This window comes from Capnocytophaga gingivalis ATCC 33624 (assembly GCF_000174755.1).
Taxonomy (GTDB): domain Bacteria; phylum Bacteroidota; class Bacteroidia; order Flavobacteriales; family Flavobacteriaceae; genus Capnocytophaga; species Capnocytophaga gingivalis.
On record NZ_ACLQ01000019.1, the window covers coordinates 143866 to 163328 of the forward strand.

At 40.4% G+C, this 19463-nt stretch carries 16 protein-coding genes; 4 read left to right on the forward strand and 12 right to left on the reverse strand.

Features of this window, described 5'->3' with window-relative positions:
* Positions 1 to 80: 80 nt before the first annotated feature.
* From CAPGI0001_RS06930 to CAPGI0001_RS06970, 9 genes are all read right to left on the reverse strand, one after another.
* Positions 81 to 479 carry a ribonuclease P protein component gene (locus CAPGI0001_RS06930; RefSeq protein ID WP_232781161.1) on the reverse strand — a complete coding sequence of 133 codons (399 nt, stop codon included), beginning with the start codon at positions 477 to 479 and terminating at the stop codon, positions 81 to 83.
* 111 nt (positions 480 to 590) lie between these two features.
* On the reverse strand, positions 591 to 1316 hold the full coding sequence (locus tag CAPGI0001_RS06935; RefSeq protein ID WP_002668520.1) for a response regulator transcription factor: 726 nt from the start codon (positions 1314 to 1316) through the stop codon (positions 591 to 593).
* A gap of 55 nt (positions 1317 to 1371) precedes the next feature.
* Positions 1372 to 2967, reverse strand: a complete 1596-nt coding sequence (locus CAPGI0001_RS06940; RefSeq protein WP_040359893.1) for a sensor histidine kinase — start codon at positions 2965 to 2967, stop codon at positions 1372 to 1374.
* A 171-nt stretch (positions 2968 to 3138) separates the two neighbouring features.
* Complete coding sequence (coaE, locus tag CAPGI0001_RS06945) at positions 3139 to 3636, reverse strand: dephospho-CoA kinase (RefSeq protein WP_002668268.1); 498 nt, start codon at positions 3634 to 3636, stop codon at positions 3139 to 3141.
* On the reverse strand, positions 3633 to 4562 hold the full coding sequence (locus CAPGI0001_RS06950) for a CdaR family protein (protein ID WP_002668155.1): 930 nt from the start codon (positions 4560 to 4562) through the stop codon (positions 3633 to 3635). Before CAPGI0001_RS06950 ends, coaE begins: the two co-directional genes overlap by 4 nt.
* 119 nt (positions 4563 to 4681) lie before the next feature.
* A complete protein-coding gene (locus CAPGI0001_RS06955; protein WP_002668348.1) occupies positions 4682 to 5101 on the reverse strand; it encodes a DUF5606 family protein in 420 nt (139 codons plus the stop codon).
* A 13-nt stretch (positions 5102 to 5114) separates the two neighbouring features.
* Positions 5115 to 5711 (reverse strand): peptide deformylase, encoded by a 597-nt coding sequence (gene def, locus CAPGI0001_RS06960; RefSeq protein WP_002668472.1) that lies wholly within the window; start codon positions 5709 to 5711, stop codon positions 5115 to 5117.
* Between the two features lie 63 nt (positions 5712 to 5774).
* Positions 5775 to 6227 (reverse strand): hemerythrin domain-containing protein, encoded by a 453-nt coding sequence (locus CAPGI0001_RS06965; RefSeq protein ID WP_002668066.1) that lies wholly within the window; start codon positions 6225 to 6227, stop codon positions 5775 to 5777.
* 71 nt (positions 6228 to 6298) lie between these two features.
* A complete protein-coding gene (locus CAPGI0001_RS06970; RefSeq protein WP_002667942.1) occupies positions 6299 to 6670 on the reverse strand; it encodes a DUF1573 domain-containing protein in 372 nt (123 codons plus the stop codon).
* A gap of 151 nt (positions 6671 to 6821) precedes the next feature.
* On the opposite strand from CAPGI0001_RS06970, the gene CAPGI0001_RS06975 reads away from it, so the two are divergent.
* Together CAPGI0001_RS06975 and CAPGI0001_RS06980 are read left to right on the forward strand one after the other, a co-directional pair.
* Positions 6822 to 9461: a valine--tRNA ligase gene (locus tag CAPGI0001_RS06975; protein ID WP_002668467.1), complete on the forward strand. Its 2640-nt coding sequence runs from the start codon at positions 6822 to 6824 to the stop codon at positions 9459 to 9461.
* A 147-nt stretch (positions 9462 to 9608) separates the two neighbouring features.
* Positions 9609 to 12170, forward strand: coding sequence for an ATP-dependent Clp protease ATP-binding subunit (locus CAPGI0001_RS06980; protein WP_002668182.1), 2562 nt, complete (start codon positions 9609 to 9611; stop codon positions 12168 to 12170).
* A gap of 72 nt (positions 12171 to 12242) precedes the next feature.
* Here the strand turns inward: CAPGI0001_RS06980 and CAPGI0001_RS06985 are convergent, their stop codons facing one another.
* The 3 genes from CAPGI0001_RS06985 to CAPGI0001_RS06995 all read right to left on the reverse strand — a co-directional run bounded on the left by CAPGI0001_RS06985 (position 12243) and on the right by CAPGI0001_RS06995 (position 15881).
* Entirely contained in the window at positions 12243 to 14543 is a 2301-nt protein-coding gene (locus tag CAPGI0001_RS06985) for a helix-turn-helix domain-containing protein (RefSeq protein ID WP_002668153.1), read from the reverse strand.
* A 140-nt stretch (positions 14544 to 14683) separates the two neighbouring features.
* Complete coding sequence (locus CAPGI0001_RS06990) at positions 14684 to 15448, reverse strand: hypothetical protein (RefSeq protein ID WP_002667944.1); 765 nt, start codon at positions 15446 to 15448, stop codon at positions 14684 to 14686.
* A 7-nt stretch (positions 15449 to 15455) separates the two neighbouring features.
* On the reverse strand, positions 15456 to 15881 hold the full coding sequence (locus CAPGI0001_RS06995; protein WP_002668097.1) for a hypothetical protein: 426 nt from the start codon (positions 15879 to 15881) through the stop codon (positions 15456 to 15458).
* A 139-nt stretch (positions 15882 to 16020) separates the two neighbouring features.
* Between CAPGI0001_RS06995 and mtaB the strand changes: the two genes are divergently transcribed.
* Together mtaB and recG are read left to right on the forward strand one after the other, a co-directional pair.
* Complete coding sequence (gene mtaB, locus CAPGI0001_RS07000; protein WP_002668237.1) at positions 16021 to 17337, forward strand: tRNA (N(6)-L-threonylcarbamoyladenosine(37)-C(2))-methylthiotransferase MtaB; 1317 nt, start codon at positions 16021 to 16023, stop codon at positions 17335 to 17337.
* A 14-nt stretch (positions 17338 to 17351) separates the two neighbouring features.
* Positions 17352 to 19448, forward strand: a complete 2097-nt coding sequence (gene recG, locus CAPGI0001_RS07005; protein WP_002668414.1) for an ATP-dependent DNA helicase RecG — start codon at positions 17352 to 17354, stop codon at positions 19446 to 19448.
* Positions 19449 to 19463: the final 15 nt, after the last annotated feature.

A 19463-nucleotide genomic window follows, 5' to 3' on the forward strand; every position in this document is an offset into this window, starting at 1 on the left:
GTAGTGGCAAATGTACAAAAAAATATGACATTTCCATGTTTTTTTCATATTTTTTTTCTCAATCCTTTTTTCCTTAGAAATCAGTCTTGTGTAGAGAGTTCTTTTAACAATTCTCCCACCAAGGCATAGATCTCTCTGTAGGAAAGTTCTTCCTTGCTCATATAGAGCAACGCCAAGGAGTAGGTACGCTCTGTAGAGAGCAGCGACTTCTGATGGCGATAGCTCTCCCTTATCAGGCGCTTCATTCTATTCCTATCCACTGCTTTTTTCATAAGCCTTTTAGGAACACTGATGAGCAGTTGGGTAGGTTGTGTAGAGCCTTCTATAGGGGTATATAGGAGCTTCAATGGATATTTTTTCAATACCTTTGCCTCTCGGAAGAGCTTGTTTACCCTATGGTAATTACACAATCTTTCTGCCTTGGGGAAGGTATTTCTTTTTTCTTTTAGAGAAACCATTTTATTTAGATAAAGTCGCATAAGCGAGTATGTGAGTAAAAACCAGCCAGTGTTCACAGCTGTATATGCAATAACAGGTAACAAACAAAAACACTTTGCCTATTACCTGTTATTTTATCTTTTTATGCTATATTAGGCGTTTTCTTCTTCCTCTTCTTTTCCTGTAAGAAGTCGGAAACCTTCGCCATGGATATTTACAATTTCTACATTCTCGTCTTTCTTGAGATATTTACGGAGTTTTGCTATATACACGTCCATACTACGAGAAGTGAAGTAGTTGTCATCTTTCCATATTTTGTTCAGTGCCAACTCACGAGGCATCAAATCATTTTCATGAAGGGCTAATAGGCGCAATAATTCATTTTCTTTAGGAGAGAGTTTTAGAGGTTCTTCATCTCTGTAGCGTAGGAAACGAAGCTTAGAGTTTAGGAAAAAGTCTCCTATTTGGAATTCGAATTTTTTGCTATCTATTACTGTATCAATTGACTTTCTTTGGAGCATTGCACGAATCTTCATGAGCAATACTTCTGAATCAAAAGGTTTATTTAAGTAATCATCGGCTCCTGATTTGTATCCTTTGATCACATCCTCACGCATAGTTCTTGCTGTAAGGAAAATGATAGGCACTTTCTCATTCTTTTCACGAATTTCCTTAGCGAGGGTAAAACCATCTTTGTAAGGCATCATAACATCAAGAATACACATATCATAGGGATCCTTGCGGAACTTATCAAAACCTTCCATCCCGTTCTTGGCCAAAGTAACATCAAAGCCACTCATGGATAGGTAATCTTTCAATACGGTCCCAAAGTTTGGGTCATCTTCTACAAGAAGAATTTTTTTATTAACTGCTTCCATAATTTCAACATTTAAAAATAATATATTTTTTTACGTTTATACAAAATTTCATTTATTAGATGATAAGGGGCACCTTGATCACAAACGTACTTCCTTTTCCTTTTTCACTCTCGGCATATACTTCCCCATCGTGATATTTTACAATACGCTTTACATAAGCAAGCCCGAGCCCATGACCTTTTACATTGTGCAAATCGCCTGTATGTTCCCTGTAAAATTTTTCAAAGATTTTCTTCAGTACAGCCTTGCTCATTCCCTGTCCTTTGTCCTGTATACGGATCACCAATTTGTTATGAGCAATTTCTGTAAAGACATCTATATCTGGCGCCTGCGGTGAGTACTTAATAGCATTCTCTAATATATTGACAATCACATTGGTAAAGTGCATTTCATTGGCTAATATATCTGAGTTTTCTGCATGTAAGTGCTTCTTGATCTTTCCTCCTCTATCATCGATCAGTAGCTGTACATGAGCGATGGCATTGTCTATGAGCTCATGAGCATCCAGTGGCTCTTTCTCTATTTCTACTTGGTTCTTGTCGAGCTTTGAGATCTGCAAGACATTTTCCACATGGGCATGCATACGCTTATTCTCATCTCGGAGCATTTTCAGATAGAAAGACATTTTCTCAGTATCCTTCATCACCACGGGGTTTTTCATCGCATCCAAAGCCAAATTGATTGTGGCTATAGGAGTTTTGAACTCGTGGGTCATATTATTAATAAAATCGGTTTTGATTTCATTAATCTGTTTCTGAGTACGCATCTGGATAAAGGTCTTGGCAAATGCCCAGATGATAATTGCTGTAAAAATACATACCCAAATAGCCATTACGATAACTGAGGATAGCAGATAGCGTTGCTTATCAGGGAAATGTACCTTTAGCTCATAATGAGATTCTCCTTCTTGGTTTCTGAACAAGGGTATGGTGTACATATTCCTTGCTGAAGGGTTGAACCTCGAACTAGCAACAGAGGTTTTTTCCTTATCTACAGAAAGAGACTTATCATATACGGCAAATTCAAAATCTAAGTTCAGTCCTCTGTTTCTAAGCTCTCTCTCTATGAGTATCTCCAGCTGCGAAGCCGTTATCCTATTCTCTATAGAGAGCTTCACTGAAACTTCCCGAAAGAGTTCCTCGAACATGGCTTTGTCAAAGGAGGTAATGCGACCTGTCTTTTCCTTAATAGTGGTACTACTGAATCGCTGTCCGTCTAACCCTTTACTAGGGCCAAAAGTACGAGAGGTCTGTCGGCTTACATAATTGCGTATCTGAGTAGTATCTCCTTTAGGCAAATTGAAAAGCTCCGAAGGTACGGTATACCCTTCCTCCAATACTTGATGCTTGTAAGTGAATGTCTCCTTTGTATTCTTATTCTCTTGAACAAAAACCAAATCACGAATCTGTGAGGATTTCAAAGAACCTAAGCTATCTTTTCCTTTCAATTCTATGAATCGGGTGATATACTTATTTATTTCCTTCAGTTCTACCGATTCTGAAACTGAATTCAAAGCCTGTTTCACCGAATGGGTAAAAGCTTCTTCTTTATTATCTATAGAGCCCTTAACCCAATAAAACTGAATAGAAATAAGACCTATAAGAGCTATAGGCATTAATATTAAAGTAACAATATAACTTCTCTTATTCATCAGGCAAAATTATAATTATTTTTTTTATATAATTCATTTTTAACAACGTTTAACTTTTTGGTTAATTTCTTACATTTTCAGCTGTCATTTTCACTATTTTAGAATGAATTATTTCGATTTTATCCAAATTTTTATCGATTTCTCTATTTTCAATAACAAATGTTGATAATTCTATTTTTTTTCATCATTCCATTGATTTTTTATTCTTTTTTCTACCGTTTCTCTATCAATCTTATCACGAAGCATAACTCTTTTTATTCGCTCTTCTAATGGAGCGGTTACCATAATAATAAAATCACAATCTCGGTAGGAGCCACTCTCAAAGAGGATAGCAGCTTCTTTGATCACATAGGGCGCCTGCTGGGATTTCTTCCATTGGAGGAAGTCCTGCTGCACATAAGGATGTATTATAGCATTGAGTTTGTCCAATTTTTCTTTATTAGAAAAAACCTCTTGAGCTACAAAGGAGGTATTGTACCTTCCCTCCACAAAGGCTTCTTCTCCTAAGAGAGCGACTATTTCCTGCTGTAGTTGCTTGTTATTCGCCACAAGTTCCTTTGCCTTGGTATCGGCTATGTATATAGGTATAGAAAAGTGTAAAGCAAACAGATTGGCTATAGTTGTCTTGCCACTACCTATCCCTCCGGTAAGTCCTACAGTTGCTATCATTCGTGTATTATAAGGTATTCTACTTCTTTTTGTTCGGTAAAATTCACGTTCAAGGATGCGGGTTTCTTCCTTACCTCCAATGGTATATATCTATCTTTACGCTGATTATAATCTGCTACTATAGTAATGTCCGTTGGCTTGAGATTGCGTATGGTCTCCACATCTCCTGTGAGCAATAGGGGTACTTCTTCTGGAAATAGCTTCACTTCTACTGAGAAGGGCTGGTGTATGAGTTGCACCTTGGCCTTAATTTCTTGCTCAGTTACATGTACCATTTGTAGGGAGAAGGTTACTTTGTCTGTATCATAATGCAGCTTAGGGGTATCAGTAATGCGTATTTCTCCTGAATAAGAGGTGGTTACATTCCTCTTATATTTCTTCTGCAAATAGACTCCTGTGATGGTATCCAAATCGGCAGCCAAACCACTCACTACAACCGAATCAGGAAATACTTTATAAGAATCTACTTGATAATCCTCTTGTAAAGTTCCTGAAAATTGTAATCTTACAGGCACCTTCTTCTGCTTTATCTTTTTCAAATATATTTTTATAGTATCTGGCTGTATTTCTTCTATTCTCACATCTGGAAAATACTGCCTATTAAGCTGCTGTTTTAGATTTTCTGTAAAAACATACTTATCTCTTCCTACTTTTTTCAACTTGTGTACTGAGAGGGAAACCACTGGGGGCGAGAAGGTATATTTGAACAAAGAAAAACCTACTCCCCTGAGTTTTACTTTTATTGTAGGGGATGCCTCCATCTCTACAAATCTCTCAGTAGGCACTTCCATGTAGCGTAACTTAATAGTATATTGCTGGGTCGCTTCCTTGGATAACTTTCCTACCAACCAAGTAAGTGCTGCCAAGAGAATACAGAAAAGTATCCCTATAGTTCGTTTTGAAAAAAAATATCTATTGAGTTTCATTGTGGCAAAATTATAATTTTATTTTTAAAAAATACAAAAAAATTTCCTACTTTTTTACACAAAAAAATACACTTTGTAAAAATAATCTTACAAAGTGTATGCTTAGTTTTTATATAGATTTAGGCTTCAGCCTCTTGTGAGGCTACAGGAGCTTCTTCTTCGAGGAATCCTTTGTCAATAAGTATGTTATACCATTGTATAATCTTCTTTATATCACTGGGATATACCTTATCTTCATCATAATTAGGAATTACAGAGAAGAAATAAGCTTCCAATTCATCCTCTGTTGCCTTGTGAGAAACGGCTGTTTTTTGCCCATTCTCTTTTTCTTTTATGGCTTTGAATACTTCTTCAAGAGGTTTCTCGCCTTCCAAGGTATAAATAGCAATTTCTGAGAGCAGACTCACATTGTTGCGAAGTCCTATACTGATACGCTTCTGGTCAAGAAGGGAAAGAGCTAAGAATCCTGAACGAGTACGAGATTGTAATTGGTAAAGACCTGGTTTGCCTGAAATAGTTAATATCTGATTTAACTTCATGTGTAATTATATTTTAACGGGTTCTTTTCTTATTGGTTTCGAAAAATCTCATTTTATAACCTACTTTGACCTTTCCATTGCTTATATTGTTAAGCTTGTTCTTAAGCAATTGTTTCTTAAATGAAGAAAGGTGGTCAGTGAACAATATACCTTCTATATGGTCGTATTCGTGCTGAATCACTCTGGCTACCAATCCTGAAAAGGTTTCGGTATGGGTCGCAAAATGTTCATCTTGATACTCAATTACTATTGTGGGCTTGCGTAGGACATCCTCACTAATACCTGGAATACTGAGACACCCTTCGCTGAATGGCCATGGCTCTCCTTCTTCTTTGAGAATTTTAGCATTGATAAAAGCCTTTTTAAAGCCCTTCAAATAATCTCTTTCAGCATCACTCAGATCGTCATTCTCACAAAAAGGTTCTGTATCTACCACAAAAAGGCGGATGGCAAGCCCCACTTGTGGAGCAGCAAGCCCTACACCATTACTGTGATACATGGTCTGATACATATCTTCTATAAGCTTGGGAAGCTCTGGATAATCCTTGGCTATAGGCATACATTCCTTCCTTAGTACAGGATCTCCATAAGCTACAATAGGTAATATCATAACTATATTTATTTAGGGTGCAAAGATACATTATTTTTTTTGAATATTGGTATATTTTACAAACTATTGCCAAAATTCATCACTATAGGATTCTTCCTCTGTATGGGGATCTGCTGAGAGGTTTTTTCCTATCTCTGTGAGCTGTTCTTCTGAGAGATTTTCTTCCATATAGGGAAAGAGCACTCTCTCTTCGTAGCGGATATGATCATTGAGGCGGGTAGCATATTCCTCTAATAGCGCCGCAGTAGGCTGAGTGGTTATCTGTGCAATAAGGTCTCTTAAGAGGTCGTGTTCCTCCAAGGCCTGATCTATGAGCTTGTTGGTGATATAGGGGAATAGATATTTCTCTTCCTCTTCAAAATGTGCTTTTTGCTCATGCTCCCAATGGAAAACGACATATTGAGCTATCCGTGCTGGGGCTATCTCTTTTTTCAACCCTTGTCTTATCTTCCATACATGGAGCAAGCCAAAGTGATGATCCTTGGAAAGAGGTACTATATTTGGATTTCGTTTCATAAAGTAATGATAGCAAAAAAGCTGTCTTGTAAGACAGCTTTTGGTTAATATTAAATCTTAACTTTTCCTGATTATTCTACTTTCCCTTTTATTCTAAGGGCTACGTTAGGAGTATCAGTAGCATTGGAAGTAACCATGATAGTTTTAGCGATAGCACCTACACGGTTAGTATCATATCTTACTTCAATCTTACCAGTTCCTCCTGGAGCGATTGGATCTTTAGGATAAGAAGGCACTGTACATCCACAGCTTGAGCTTGCTCCAGAGATTACAAGAGGAGCTTTTCCTGTGTTCTTGAACTCAAATACACGAAGCCCATCAGCACCTTGTTTTATGGTACCATAGTCAATCTCTTCAGTTACGAATTTGATTTCAGCTTTGTTTTGTGCTTGTGCAACAAATCCAAATGTTACAGCAAGTAAGAAAAATAAAATTTTTTTCATTGTTCTAAAAATTATAATTACTATTTAGTTTCTTCGCTTTGAATGCAGGTGCAAAATTACGATACTTTTTTAAAAAACCAATTATATATGATTTTTTTTTTTTAATTTTGTCCCCTAAATCAATAGCGACATTTATACACTAACAAATATCATGCCAAAGATGGAAATTACAACAAAATATTCTCCTGAAGATTTCGAAAATAAGTGGTATTCTTATTGGATGGAAAATGGTTTTTTCTCCTCAACCCCCGATGAGAGAACCCCTTACACCATAGTTATCCCTCCACCAAATGTAACGGGTGTCTTGCACATGGGGCACATGCTGAACAATACGATTCAGGATGTACTTATCCGCCGTGCACGCCTTATGGGACTGAATGCTTGTTGGGTACCTGGTACCGATCATGCTTCTATTGCTACCGAGGCTAAGGTAGTGGCCAAACTCAAAGAACAGGGTATCCAAAAAAGTGATCTCTCTCGTGAGGAATTTCTCAAACATGCTTGGGAATGGACTCATCAGTATGGAGGGGTTATCCTTGAACAATTAAAAAAATTAGGCTGCTCTTGCGACTGGAATCGCACCAAGTTCACCATGGATGATGAGCTATACCAATCTGTCATCAAGGTATTTGTCGATCTGTATAACAAAGGACTCATCTACCGTGGATATCGTATGGTCAATTGGGATCCTGAAGCTAAGACTACTCTTTCGGACGAAGAGGTTATCTACAAAGAACAGAATGGAAAGCTTTTCTACCTTATATATAAAGTAGAGGATTCCGAGGAATATCTCACTGTAGCCACTACCCGCCCTGAAACGATTTTTGGAGATGTGGCTGTGTGTGTGAATCCTAATGACGAGCGCTACAAGCACCTACATGGGAAAAAAGTAATTGTCCCTGTAGTAGGGCGCGCTGTACCAATTATCCAAGATGAATATGTAGATATGGAATTCGGTACTGGAGCTCTCAAGATTACACCTGCACATGATATCAATGATTATGAGATAGGTATAAAATATCAGTTGCCTATTTTAGATACCTTTACCGATGATGGCAAACTCAACGAACAGGGGATGCACTACCAGGGCAAAGACCGCTTTGAGGTTCGTAGAGAAATTGTCAAAGAATTGGAAGAGAAAAAGTTACTTGCCAAAACTCAGGACTATACCAATAATATAGGTACTTCCGAACGTACAGGAGCTGTGGTCGAACAGCGCCCCTTAGACCAATGGTTCCTCAAGATGGAGGAATTGGTTAAGCCTGCACTGAAAGCCGTTTTGGAATCGGAAGAGATCAAACTCTACCCTAAGCGCTTTGACAATACCTACCGCCATTGGTTGGAGAATGTACGTGATTGGAATATCTCTCGCCAACTCTGGTGGGGACAACAAATTCCTGCTTATTACTATGGAACTGGCAAGGAGGATTATGTAGTGGCCGAAACCAAGGAAAAAGCGCTTGCTTTAGCTAAGGAAAAAAACCATAACCCGAACCTCACTCTGGAGGATCTTCGCCAAGATGAGGATGCTCTTGATACTTGGTTTTCCTCTTGGCTATGGCCGATGAGTGTTTTCAATGGGGTGCTAGATCCTGACAACAAGGAGTTTAAGTACTACTACCCTACTCAAGACTTGGTAACAGGTCCTGATATTCTCTTCTTCTGGGTAGCCAGAATGATTATCGCAGGATACGAATTTGCCGGTGAAAAACCTTTTACCAATGTCTACCTAACAGGATTAGTAAGGGATAAGCTCCGCCGCAAGATGTCCAAGTCCTTGGGCAATTCGCCTGATGCACTAAAGCTTATCAAGGATTTCGGTGCCGATGGAGTACGTGTAGGGCTCTTGCTATCGTCCTCCGCTGGAAATGACTTACTTTTTGATGAAGCTCTTTGCCAACAAGGAAGTGCCTTTGCCAATAAGATATGGAATGCTTTCCGCCTGATCAAAGGATGGCAGGTGGCTGACATACCACAACCAGATTATGCCAAACAGTCTATTCTTTGGTTCAAAAACAAATTTCAAAAAATACTGAGCGAAACTGAGGATGATTTTAGCAAATACCGTATCTCGGACGCACTAATGAAGATATACAAGCTTGTATGGGATGATTTTTGTTCTTGGCTTTTGGAAATGATCAAGCCTGCTTTTGGTAGCCCTATTGATAAGGAAACATACCGTGAAGTAATTTCCTTATTCGAAGAGAACCTAAAACTCTTACACCCTTTCATGCCTTTTGTTACCGAAGAAATATGGCAACAAATAGCACCAAGAAGCACTCAAGAAGCACTTATTGTAGCTTCTTATCCTAAAGAGGAGGCTTTTGATGAGTCCTTATTACATACTTTTGAGTTTGTTCAAGAGATTATTTCTGGTATTCGTACCATAAGAAAGGAAAAAAACATCGCTTTCAAAGAAGAAATAAGTCTATCAGTTATTGACAATGAGCACTTAGGCAATCAGTGGGATAGTATCATACAGAAATTAGGAAATATCTCCTCTATTTCTTATACAGAAAAAACCATCGAAGGAGCTATCTCTTTCCGTGTGAAATCCAATGAGTACTTTATCCCTATCTTGGACAAGATCGATGTAGCTCAAGAGATTGAAAAATTGGAAAAAGAGCTCTCCTATGCAGAAGGCTTCCTCAAGTCAGTACGTGCCAAACTCTCCAATGAGAAGTTTGTCAACTCCGCTCCTGCACAAGTGGTGGAGAACGAAAGAAAGAAAGAAGCAGATGCCTTGGCCAAGATAGAAACTATTCAAAAAAGTATCGAAAATTTAAGATAAAATATTCTTTGCAGATATTACTTTTTTAACAAATAAATATTTCTGTGCTATATTATAGCTATTGTACAAAAAATTAATGGCATTATTTTTGCCATATGAAATAAAGTTTATAATTTAGCCATATAAAAAGAAAGGACAACCCAACTTATGAATGATAACTTTTCACCAAGAGTAAAGAATGTAGTCAATAGCGGAAAGCTTGAAGCTATCCGCCTGAAACATAGTGCCGTAGGAACAGAACACTTACTATTGGGGCTCCTTAAAGAAACCGAAGGAAGTGCTTTTGACATACTCACAGCGCTACATGCTGACTTCTCTGTTTTGAAGAGAAAAACAGAATCTTTAGCCAATTCTGTCAATTCTTATTCGGATACTGCTGCCACACAAATGGAAAAAAGTATCCCACTGACCCTACAAGCTGACAAAGCTATGAAAGCAACTGTATTAGAACAGAAAACTTTCAAAAATAGCCAGATCAATACCGCTCATCTTCTTTTGTGTATCTTAAGGAATCAGAGCGATCCCACTACCAAATTGCTTAATTTGGAAAAGATTAATTATGAGAATGTAAGACAGCAATTTGAGGTCATTAACAACGAAAAGAAACAGGACGAAAAGGCTTTTTCTGATTCTTATGCTTACGAAGATGACGAGGAGGATGCAAAACCTGACTTTTTGTCAGCCTCTAACTCTAAGAAAAATAATCCTAACCAAAAAACTAATACACCTGTTTTAGATAATTTTGGTAAAGACTTAACAGCCATGGCCATGCAAGGGAAACTAGACCCTGTAGTGGGACGCTTCAAGGAAATAGAGCGTGTCTCCCAGATTCTTAGCCGTAGAAAAAAGAATAACCCACTGCTCATAGGAGAACCTGGAGTAGGTAAAAGTGCTGTAGCCGAAGGGCTTGCCCTGCGTATCATAGAGCGTAAGGTATCACGCGCCTTGTTCAACAAGCGAGTGGTTACCCTGGACTTAGGCTCCTTAGTAGCTGGAACTAAGTACCGCGGGCAGTTTGAGGAACGTATGAAGGCTATCATGAACGAACTGGAACAGAATAAGGATGTTATCCTCTTCATAGATGAGATTCATACTTTAGTCGGTGCCGGAAGCGCTTCTGGTAGCTTGGATGCTTCTAACATGTTTAAGCCTGCCTTGGCACGTGGAGAAATCCAATGCATTGGCGCTACTACGATGAATGAGTATCGGGAATCTATCGAGAAGGATGGTGCCCTCGAGCGCCGCTTCCAAAAGGTGATTATTGAGCCTACTTCTTATGAAGAAACTATAGAAATCCTCAATAATGTAAAGGGAAAATACGAAGACCACCACCATGTAAAATATACTCCCGAGGCTATTGAGGCTTGTGTGAAGCTTACCTCCAGATATATTACAGACCGCTTCCTCCCAGACAAGGCGCTAGATGCTATGGATGAAGCTGGAGCACGTGTATACATCTCTCAGATAAAGGTCTCTAAAAAGGTGGAAGCCTTAGAGGAAGAAATCGCTAAGATACAACAGCTTAAGAATGAGGCTGTAAGTGGAGCTCGCTATGAGGAAGCCGCTCGTTATCGAGACAACGAACGTACCTTATACAAGCAGTTAGACCATGAAAAAGAACTTTGGGAAAAAGAGTCTCTTAAGAACCGTAGTGAAGTAGGTTTCGACGATATAGCACAGGTAGTCTCCATGATGAGTGGAGTGCCTATCACCCGTATGGAACAATCCGAGATGAAGAAACTTTCGTCCTTGGAACAGATCATTACAGAGAAGGTCATCGGACAAGAAGAGGCTATTTCCAAGATTGTAAAAGCTATCAAGCGTAACCGTACCGGACTTAAGGATCCTAACCGACCTATCGGTTCCTTTATCTTTATAGGACAAACAGGGGTCGGAAAAACACAATTGGCCAAAATCTTGGCTCGTGAATTATTTGATTCTGAGGAATCTCTTATCCGCTTGGATATGAGTGAATATATGGAAAAATTCACAACCTCTCGTCTTATCGGAGCTCCTCCCGGATATGTGGGTCACGAGGAAGGAGGACAACTCACTGAGCGTGTACGCCGTAAGCCTTATTCTGTTATCCTCTTGGACGAAATCGAAAAGGCTCATCCTGATGTATTCAATATGCTCTTACAGGTATTGGACGATGGTTTCCTTACCGATAGCTTAGGCAGAAAAGTAGATTTTCGCAATACAATTATCATCATGACTTCCAATATCGGTGCCCGACAAGTGAAGGAATTCGGACAGGGAGTCGGCTTCTCCACTATGGCTAAAACAGCCCAAGCGGAAGAGTACGAACGCTCTGTTGTAGAGGGGGCTCTTAAAAAGGTTTTTGCTCCTGAGTTCCTCAACCGTATTGACGATGTGGTGATGTTCAACGCTCTTGACAAGGATAATATCAAAGGTATTGTCCAGGTAGAACTCCAAAAACTATTGGATAGAATGAAAGGACTGGGATACTCACTACGTATCACAGACAAGGCGAAGGACTTTATTGCTGAAAAAGGATATGACAAACAGTTTGGAGCTCGTCCTCTCAAGCGTACTATTCAACGCTTTATAGAGGATGAAATCGCGGAAAAGATTGTCTTAGGCGAAGTGAGAGAAGGAGACACTATCTCGGTAGACTATGCTGATAAGGATGAAAAACTCACCTTCCTTGTAAGCAAAATCAAAAATATCCCTATAGATGAAGAATAGGTTTTGAATGAAGAACTTTTTCTAAAGGAATAAAAGAGGCTACTTTCTTGATTTGAAAATAGCCTCTTTCTTTTATGCTTCTTTGATTTTATTCTGACGAAACCAATATGCTCTGAAGAGCTTTATCTCTCCAAAACTATACTCCTCCCCTACTCTTGCCCTGAGCTCATTGAGGGTTTCTTCCTCGGATATAGTGGGCAAGGTCTCCTGTAGGTGTTGCAATCTTTGGGAAGAAAGTACTTCCTCTATGGAAATAACGCCTTCTTCTACATACTTAGTCAGATGACCATAGATGGTGGATTCGGTAAGCTTTCGCTCTGCCACAATCTCCGCCACATTCTTTTTCTCTCTCCAAAGCTCTAAGGTACGGGCATAGGTAGATATCTTCTCTGCTTTTTCCTTTTTCCCCTTTTTCTCCTTCTTTCCTTCGGCAACAAGGGTAGGTTCTTCTGTTGAGAATTTTCCATTAAGTGAATCCTCTCTCCACTTCTCCAAAGCACGTCCTATCAAGCGCTCTCTATAGTTCTTAGCTCTCTCGAATGCTCTCTTTTCCTCCTGTTCTGAAGAAGGAGTTATCATGGATTCTAAGATAATTTTTGTTTTAAGTAACTGAGTAATAGCGTCTATCTGTATATCTTCTAACTGGGTAAGCTCTTCGCTAAAGGCTTTCACTTGTTTTTTTCCATTTACTTGCAAGTGGGTATAGAAAGTCTCTATTGTCAATCGTTCCAGTTGTGGAAAGAAATAATCATAAGCCTTGTGAAAACGCTCCAATAAGTAGTGTTTGTCATAGTTTGGTTGGGAGAGGATTCCCTTGAGCTGGTTGAGAAACTTTTCCGAATGTTGCACTATGGTATCATAAGTCTTAGCCTGCTCCTGAGCCCATTGGCGGAACTGACTCTTGAGACTTCGAGCATTCTCCACTTTATACGAATTGACATGTGCCCCCCATTGTACCGCTAAGTCCAACCAAGAGAAGGTCTTAAGTACTTCTTTCTCCAAAAAGGCTTTTCTTTCTAAGGAAAAAGTATCGGCTAAGGTATCTGGATCGGCTTTCTGCGAGGCATAGTCTATCACATCGGTAGCGGTAAAGAATTCTTTGGCATTGAGGGAGGAGAGCAGGACAAGTCCATCAAGGCTTCTTAACCGTGAGAGAGCTACATAAGTCTGCCCTGAAGCAAAGGCATCGGCCAAATCAATCACGGCTTTATCGAAGGTAAGCCCTTGACTTTTATGCACTGTAATAGCCCATGCTAAGCGCAAAGGATACTGAGTAAAAGTCCCCAATACCTCTTGCTCTATCTCCTCGGAATTGGTCTTGCTCTTATACCGAACATGCTCCCACATATACTTCCCTACCTCAATAATAGTATCTTCGCCCGAAAGTCTCACTCGTATTTCATCCTTGGAAAGGTATACCACTTCACCTATTTTTCCATTGTAGTAGCGCTTAGGAATCTCTAAATCATTTTTGACAAACATCACTTGAGCACCTACCTTCAGGGATAGTTGGGTATCCAAGGGATAGAGATATTCAGGGAACTCATCCTTCACCTCCGCCTGATAGGTATATACTGGCGCCTTAATAGCACTGAAAGCAGCTGCATTGAGCTGATCTGCCTTGTAGTTATGGGTAGTCAGGGTGATATAGCCATCATTATAAGAAGGCTTAAAAGTAGGTTGTATATACTGTTGCAGTGTTTGTATATCTTTCTGAGTAATTTCATTGGTTCTCAAGTGATTGAGTATCTGCACGAAGTCCTCATCGGATTGTCGGTATACTTTTTCCAATTCTAAATACAAGGGAGGATTTTCCTCTATCACTTTAGCATGGAAAAAGGAGATTCCTTTGTAATAATGCTGCAAGATATCCCATTCGCTCTGTTTCACCACAGGGGGAAGCTGTAGCAAATCACCTATAAAAAGTACTTGTACCCCTCCAAAAGGAGCCGAAGAACCTCTTATGGACTTTAGAACAGTATTGATCATATCCAAGGTATCAGCACGGAGCATACTCACTTCATCTATAATCAAGAGTTCTAATTTTTGGAGTACTCTTCTCTTATAGGTATTCATCTTTTGCTGCTTCATAAGGGTCTTGGAGGTCACTATATTGAGGTTACCTGGCCAAGCAGCTTCTTCCTTATAAGTAGGGACAAAGGTAGCCAACGGCAACTGAAAAAGAGAGTGTAGGGTAACTCCTTTGGCATTGAGGGCTGCAATCCCTGTAGGGGCTGCTACCATTACATTTTTGTAAGTAGTTGCAATGATCTGATGCAATAGAGTTGTCTTCCCTGTACCTGCTTTTCCAGTTAGGAAAATAGAACGATGTGTTTGATTGACAAAATCTAATACATACTGTGCTATATCCATAATATTATATTTTTAGGCAGTACAAAGGTACAAAATTTAAGGAAAAGAGAAAAGAAAAAGTTTAGAATTAGGTAATAAATAAAGCCAGCAAGTACCCATAGCTGGGTGAGTGAGTATGATTATTCTTCACTTTTCGTTTTTCATTCTTCACTCAATTGTCTCAGTTGGTTATACAGAGTTTCTAAGGCGAAGACTACCTCCTCTTCCAATACTACATCGGAAAGGAGTAGATTTTCTGTGGCTTGTAGGAAGGTGCGCTGGGTATGAGGTGCCGTAAGCCAAGTGGTTATCTGCTCATTGAGCTCTGGGCGCTTGTCCTTAAAATAGCTATGCTTGAACACTATTCCTATATGGTGTAAGCTATAGGTGAGAAGTTCTTGAAAGTCGTACAATGCCTTTACCTTACCGGATTGCTGTAGCCAAGTCTCCAAAAGGGGAGCTATAGGTAAGCCACTCAAGCCAAAACAAACCAACCAATCCTCTGCTGTGCTATATAGGTGGGGACACTCACCCTCAAGTACTTCTTCGAAAAAGGCTTTTGCAAAGCGCTCCATAAAAGCTATTTCTCCCTCTTTCCATATATGAGTGCGCTCAAAATGACAACGAGAGAGGGAAAAGCCCTCATCTATATAGAGTGTTTCCCCTACCGAAAGTAGCTCCAACATACGGGGCAGGAAATAACGAAGCTCTACTATAGCCTTGTCTTCATTGTCAAACATGGCACTGATATAGGTTTCTATCAAATCCCTAGAAAGCTCTCGCAAATGCTTGGTTATCAATAGCTTTTGTTCCTTCTCAGTGATACAGTTGCCACAATCACAGACTGTAAGTGGAAGGCTAATGTTATAGGGGGCAAAAAGCCTATAAGCTTCTTCTATATAAGGGATAAGTTTGTTATTTTCCATATGTTACCTAACTTAAATAGTTTACCCACATAAAAGTACTTCCTCCTTTGCGGTCATAATGAACTCCTACCTTACCCCAATCGAAAAAGCGTTCTTCTCCTATATGGGTGGTGAGCCATTGTTTATAATATTTCTCTGTTTGTAGTTCATAAGCCTCGCTCCAATTCTCCCAAGTGGTTTGTCGCTCATTCATAGAAAACTCTATAACGGATAGGCTTTCTCCTTTGAAACAAACCTCCACATAGAATAGTTTTCCTTCGAAGAGACATTTATCAAAATATATCCAATAATACCCAGTTCCTACTTCCCATATTTTATGAGAGGGGAATTGCAAACGAAGGCTTGAGTAGGTGGTATCTTTTGTAATTACAACTCCTTTTATCAGTAAGAAATCACCATTTGTAGTATCTAAGAAAGTATGTGTTTGCTCCATGATAGCTATTTTTTTACAGCGTACAAAGATACTTCTTTTTTAGATAGAAATACGGTTTCTTCTAAAAACTTTCGCTCCTTGTCGTTAATCATTAATCATTATTTTTTTGTATCTTTGCCCCCAAATTTCTTTTACCCTTATGAAAAAACGTGTTGCTTTTTATACCTTGGGATGCAAGCTGAATTTTGCTGAAACGGCTACCATTGCCCGCAGTTTTGAGAATGAAGGTTTTGACAAGGTGGATTTCGAGGAACCTGCTGATATCTATGTCATTAACACTTGTTCCGTAACGGAAAATGCAGACAAGCAGTTCAGGCAGATTGTTCGCAAAGCGCTTAAGCACAACGAAAATGCTTTTATAGCCGCAGTAGGCTGCTATGCCCAGCTCAAGCCTGAAGACCTCATCGCTGTCGATGGGGTGGACTTGGTATTGGGTGCCAAGGAAAAATTCAACATCACTCAGTATATTGACGACCTGACCAAGCTCAACAAGGGGCAGATTCATTCCTGTGATATCAATGAGGCTGATTTCTATGTAGGAAGCTATTCTATAGGCGACCGTACTCGCGCTTTCCTCAAGATTCAGGACGGTTGTGATTACAAATGTACTTACTGTACTATCCCTATGGCTCGTGGTATCTCTCGCAGTGATACCATTGAGAATATCTTGCAAAATGCCAAAAAGATATCCGAGAATAACATCAAAGAAATCGTTCTTACTGGAGTCAATATAGGAGACTATGGCAAAGGAGAATTTGGCAACAAAAAGCACGAACACACTTTCTTGGAGCTGATCCAAGCCTTGGACACGGTTGAGGGAATTGAGCGCTTGCGTATCTCTTCTATTGAGCCTAACTTACTCAAGGATGAGACCATTGCTTTTGTAGCCCAGAGCCGCAGCTTTGTTCCACATTTTCACATTCCACTACAGAGTGGAAGCAATGATATCCTCAAGAAGATGAAGCGCCGCTATCTCCGCGAGCTCTATGAGGATCGTGTAGCTAAAATCCGTGAACTCATGCCGGATGCTTGTATCGGGGTCGATGTGATTGTGGGCTTCCCTGGCGAGACGGACGAACATTTCTTGGAGACTTACCATTTCCTAAACCAGCTGGATATCTCTTACTTACATGTATTCACCTATTCCGAACGTGCCAATACCGAGGCGGTGGAAATGGAGGGAGTAGTCCCCAGTGAGGTACGTGCCAAGCGAAGCCGTATGCTCCGTGGCCTCTCTGCTAAGAAGCGTCATCACTTCTACGAACAGCAGCTCGGATCTACCCATCAAGTGATCTTCGAGAGTGATAATAAGGACGGATTCATGCATGGATTCACCGAGAATTATGTAAAGGTAAAAACTCCTTTCGCTCCTGAACTGGTCAATACCTTACAGAAAGTGGTACTCAAGAAGATCGATCCTGATGGTATTGTTACGATAGACCTTGTCAATGATTAAAACCTTTTATTCGTATGCTGGAGACACCTATTGAATACTTAAGAGGAGTAGGCCCTCAGCGAGCGCTCTTGCTCAAGAGTGAACTTCAAGTGGCTAATTTTCAAGATTTGCTACATCTGTTTCCTACGCGATATATTGACAAAACACAGTATTACAAAATACAAGATCTGAGAGAAACCACAACCGAGGTTCAGGTCGTCGGGCGTATCATTCACCTGAAAACGGTCGAGGGGAAAAACAAAACTCAACAGCGCTTGGTGGCCACCTTTACCGATGGGACTGGCAACATGGAATTGGTGTGGTTTCGTCCTTCTCAATGGATCAAGGATCACTTGCTCCTAAATGTTCCTTATGTGATTTTTGGCAAATGTACCCCCTTCTCTGGGGTATTCTCCATGGCACATCCTGAGATGGAAACACTTGAGGAGCATCAGCATTCCCTTCAGGGAAATATACAAGCAGTATATCCTTCTACAGAGAAGCTCACCAAAAAAGGAATCACTCAAAAGGTGATACGCAAGCTCATAGAATCGCTCTTTCAGGAGGTTGGCAAGAATTTTTTCGAAACACTCCCACCTCAGCTGCTTACCTCCCTGCGACTACTTCCTAAGGGAGAAGCACTCTTTCAGATACATTTCCCTCAGTCACAAGAACTTCTATCCAAAGCTCAGTTCCGCCTGAAGTTAGAAGAGCTCTTCTATATACAGCTACAACTAATCCAGAAAAACTATCTCAACAAAAAGCTAAAAGGATATCCCTTTCCTTTGGTAGGGGATTATTTTAACACCTTCTACCATAAGCACCTTCCCTTCCCTCTGACCAATGCTCAGAAACGGGTTATCAAGGAGATACGTAGCGATATGGCTACAGGAGCACAGATGAACCGCCTTCTACAAGGAGATGTAGGAGCTGGGAAGACAATCGTAGCGCTTTTTGCCATGCTCTTAGCTTTGGATAATCAATACCAGGCCTGCCTGATGGCTCCTACGGAAATTCTTGCGCAACAGCATTATCAGTCCATAGCTTCTCTACTTGCCCCCATGGATATCCAGCCCGCTCTACTGACTGGTAGCACAAAAACCAAGGAGCGCAGGAAGATTCTCGAAGAACTGGAAAATGGGCAACTACAGATTGTCATAGGTACCCACGCCTTACTGGAGGACAAGGTCAAGTTCCACAACTTAGGCCTTTCTATCATAGACGAACAACATCGTTTTGGTGTAGAACAGCGCTCTAAGCTCTGGCACAAGAATGCTCTACCTCCTCATGTGCTAATCATGTCAGCAACTCCTATTCCTCGCACCTTGGCTATGAGCCTCTATGGGGATTTGGATGTCTCGGTTATCGACGAACTTCCTCCTGGCAGAAAACCTATACAGACATTGCACCAATATGATACCCATAGGGCTAAGGTATACCAGTTTCTTCATGATCAGATTGCTAAGGGACGACAGGTATATGTGGTGTACCCTCTGATTGAAGAATCAGAAGCGCTGTCTTTTAAGAATCTTTCCGAAGGATACCAGCAGCTCTGTAGTGCTTTTCCACCCCCTAAGTACACTATAGCAATGGTACATGGGCAGCTAAAACCTGAAGAAAAAGAAGCTCAGATGCAGCTTTTTGTAGAAGGTAAAGCGCAGATTATGGTCGCCACTACTGTGATAGAAGTAGGAGTCAATGTTCCCAATGCTTCGGTTATGCTTATAGAGAGTGCTGAGCGCTTTGGACTCTCTCAGTTACACCAATTGAGAGGACGGGTAGGACGAGGGGCTGAGCAGAGCTATTGTATACTGATGACCGATGTCAAGCTCAGTCATGACTCTCGTACACGTATGGAGACCATGGTGGCCACTTGTGATGGCTTCCAAATCGCAGAAGTAGATCTGAAGCTACGAGGCCCTGGCGACCTCATGGGTAGGCAGCAGAGTGGAGTGCTCTCTCTGAAAATAGCTGACCTTGTCAAGGACAGCCAGTTACTGAAAGTAGCTCGTGACTATGCCACTGACCTTATCCGTGTAGACCCTGAACTGACTGACCCCGCCCACCTGCAGGTAGCCCATACCCTGAATATGCTCAAAAAGAATAAGGGAATATGGAACCTAATCAGTTAATGGTTAATGATCAAT

Bases quoted from the DNA above. Each gene is read 5' to 3' on its own strand.
- CAPGI0001_RS06950 (WP_002668155.1), bottom strand. From the start codon at position 4,562: ATGAAACTCAATAGATATTTTTTTTCAAAACGAACTATAGGGATACTT.
- recG (WP_002668414.1), top strand. From the start codon at position 17,352: ATGCTGGAGACACCTATTGAATACTTAAGAGGAGTAGGCCCTCAGCGA.
- CAPGI0001_RS06965 (WP_002668066.1), bottom strand. From the start codon at position 6,227: ATGAAACGAAATCCAAATATAGTACCTCTTTCCAAGGATCATCACTTT.
- def (WP_002668472.1), bottom strand. From the start codon at position 5,711: ATGATATTACCTATTGTAGCTTATGGAGATCCTGTACTAAGGAAGGAA.
- CAPGI0001_RS06930 (WP_232781161.1), bottom strand. From the start codon at position 479: ATGCGACTTTATCTAAATAAAATGGTTTCTCTAAAAGAAAAAAGAAAT.
- CAPGI0001_RS06985 (WP_002668153.1), bottom strand. From the start codon at position 14,543: ATGGATATAGCACAGTATGTATTAGATTTTGTCAATCAAACACATCGT.
- CAPGI0001_RS06975 (WP_002668467.1), top strand. From the start codon at position 6,822: ATGCCAAAGATGGAAATTACAACAAAATATTCTCCTGAAGATTTCGAA.
- CAPGI0001_RS06940 (WP_040359893.1), bottom strand. From the start codon at position 2,967: ATGAATAAGAGAAGTTATATTGTTACTTTAATATTAATGCCTATAGCT.
- mtaB (WP_002668237.1), top strand. From the start codon at position 16,021: ATGAAAAAACGTGTTGCTTTTTATACCTTGGGATGCAAGCTGAATTTT.
- CAPGI0001_RS06955 (WP_002668348.1), bottom strand. From the start codon at position 5,101: ATGAAGTTAAATCAGATATTAACTATTTCAGGCAAACCAGGTCTTTAC.
- CAPGI0001_RS06990 (WP_002667944.1), bottom strand. From the start codon at position 15,448: ATGGAAAATAACAAACTTATCCCTTATATAGAAGAAGCTTATAGGCTT.
- CAPGI0001_RS06935 (WP_002668520.1), bottom strand. From the start codon at position 1,316: ATGGAAGCAGTTAATAAAAAAATTCTTCTTGTAGAAGATGACCCAAAC.
- CAPGI0001_RS06995 (WP_002668097.1), bottom strand. From the start codon at position 15,881: ATGGAGCAAACACATACTTTCTTAGATACTACAAATGGTGATTTCTTA.
- CAPGI0001_RS06970 (WP_002667942.1), bottom strand. From the start codon at position 6,670: ATGAAAAAAATTTTATTTTTCTTACTTGCTGTAACATTTGGATTTGTT.
- CAPGI0001_RS06980 (WP_002668182.1), top strand. From the start codon at position 9,609: ATGAATGATAACTTTTCACCAAGAGTAAAGAATGTAGTCAATAGCGGA.
- coaE (WP_002668268.1), bottom strand. From the start codon at position 3,636: ATGATAGCAACTGTAGGACTTACCGGAGGGATAGGTAGTGGCAAGACA.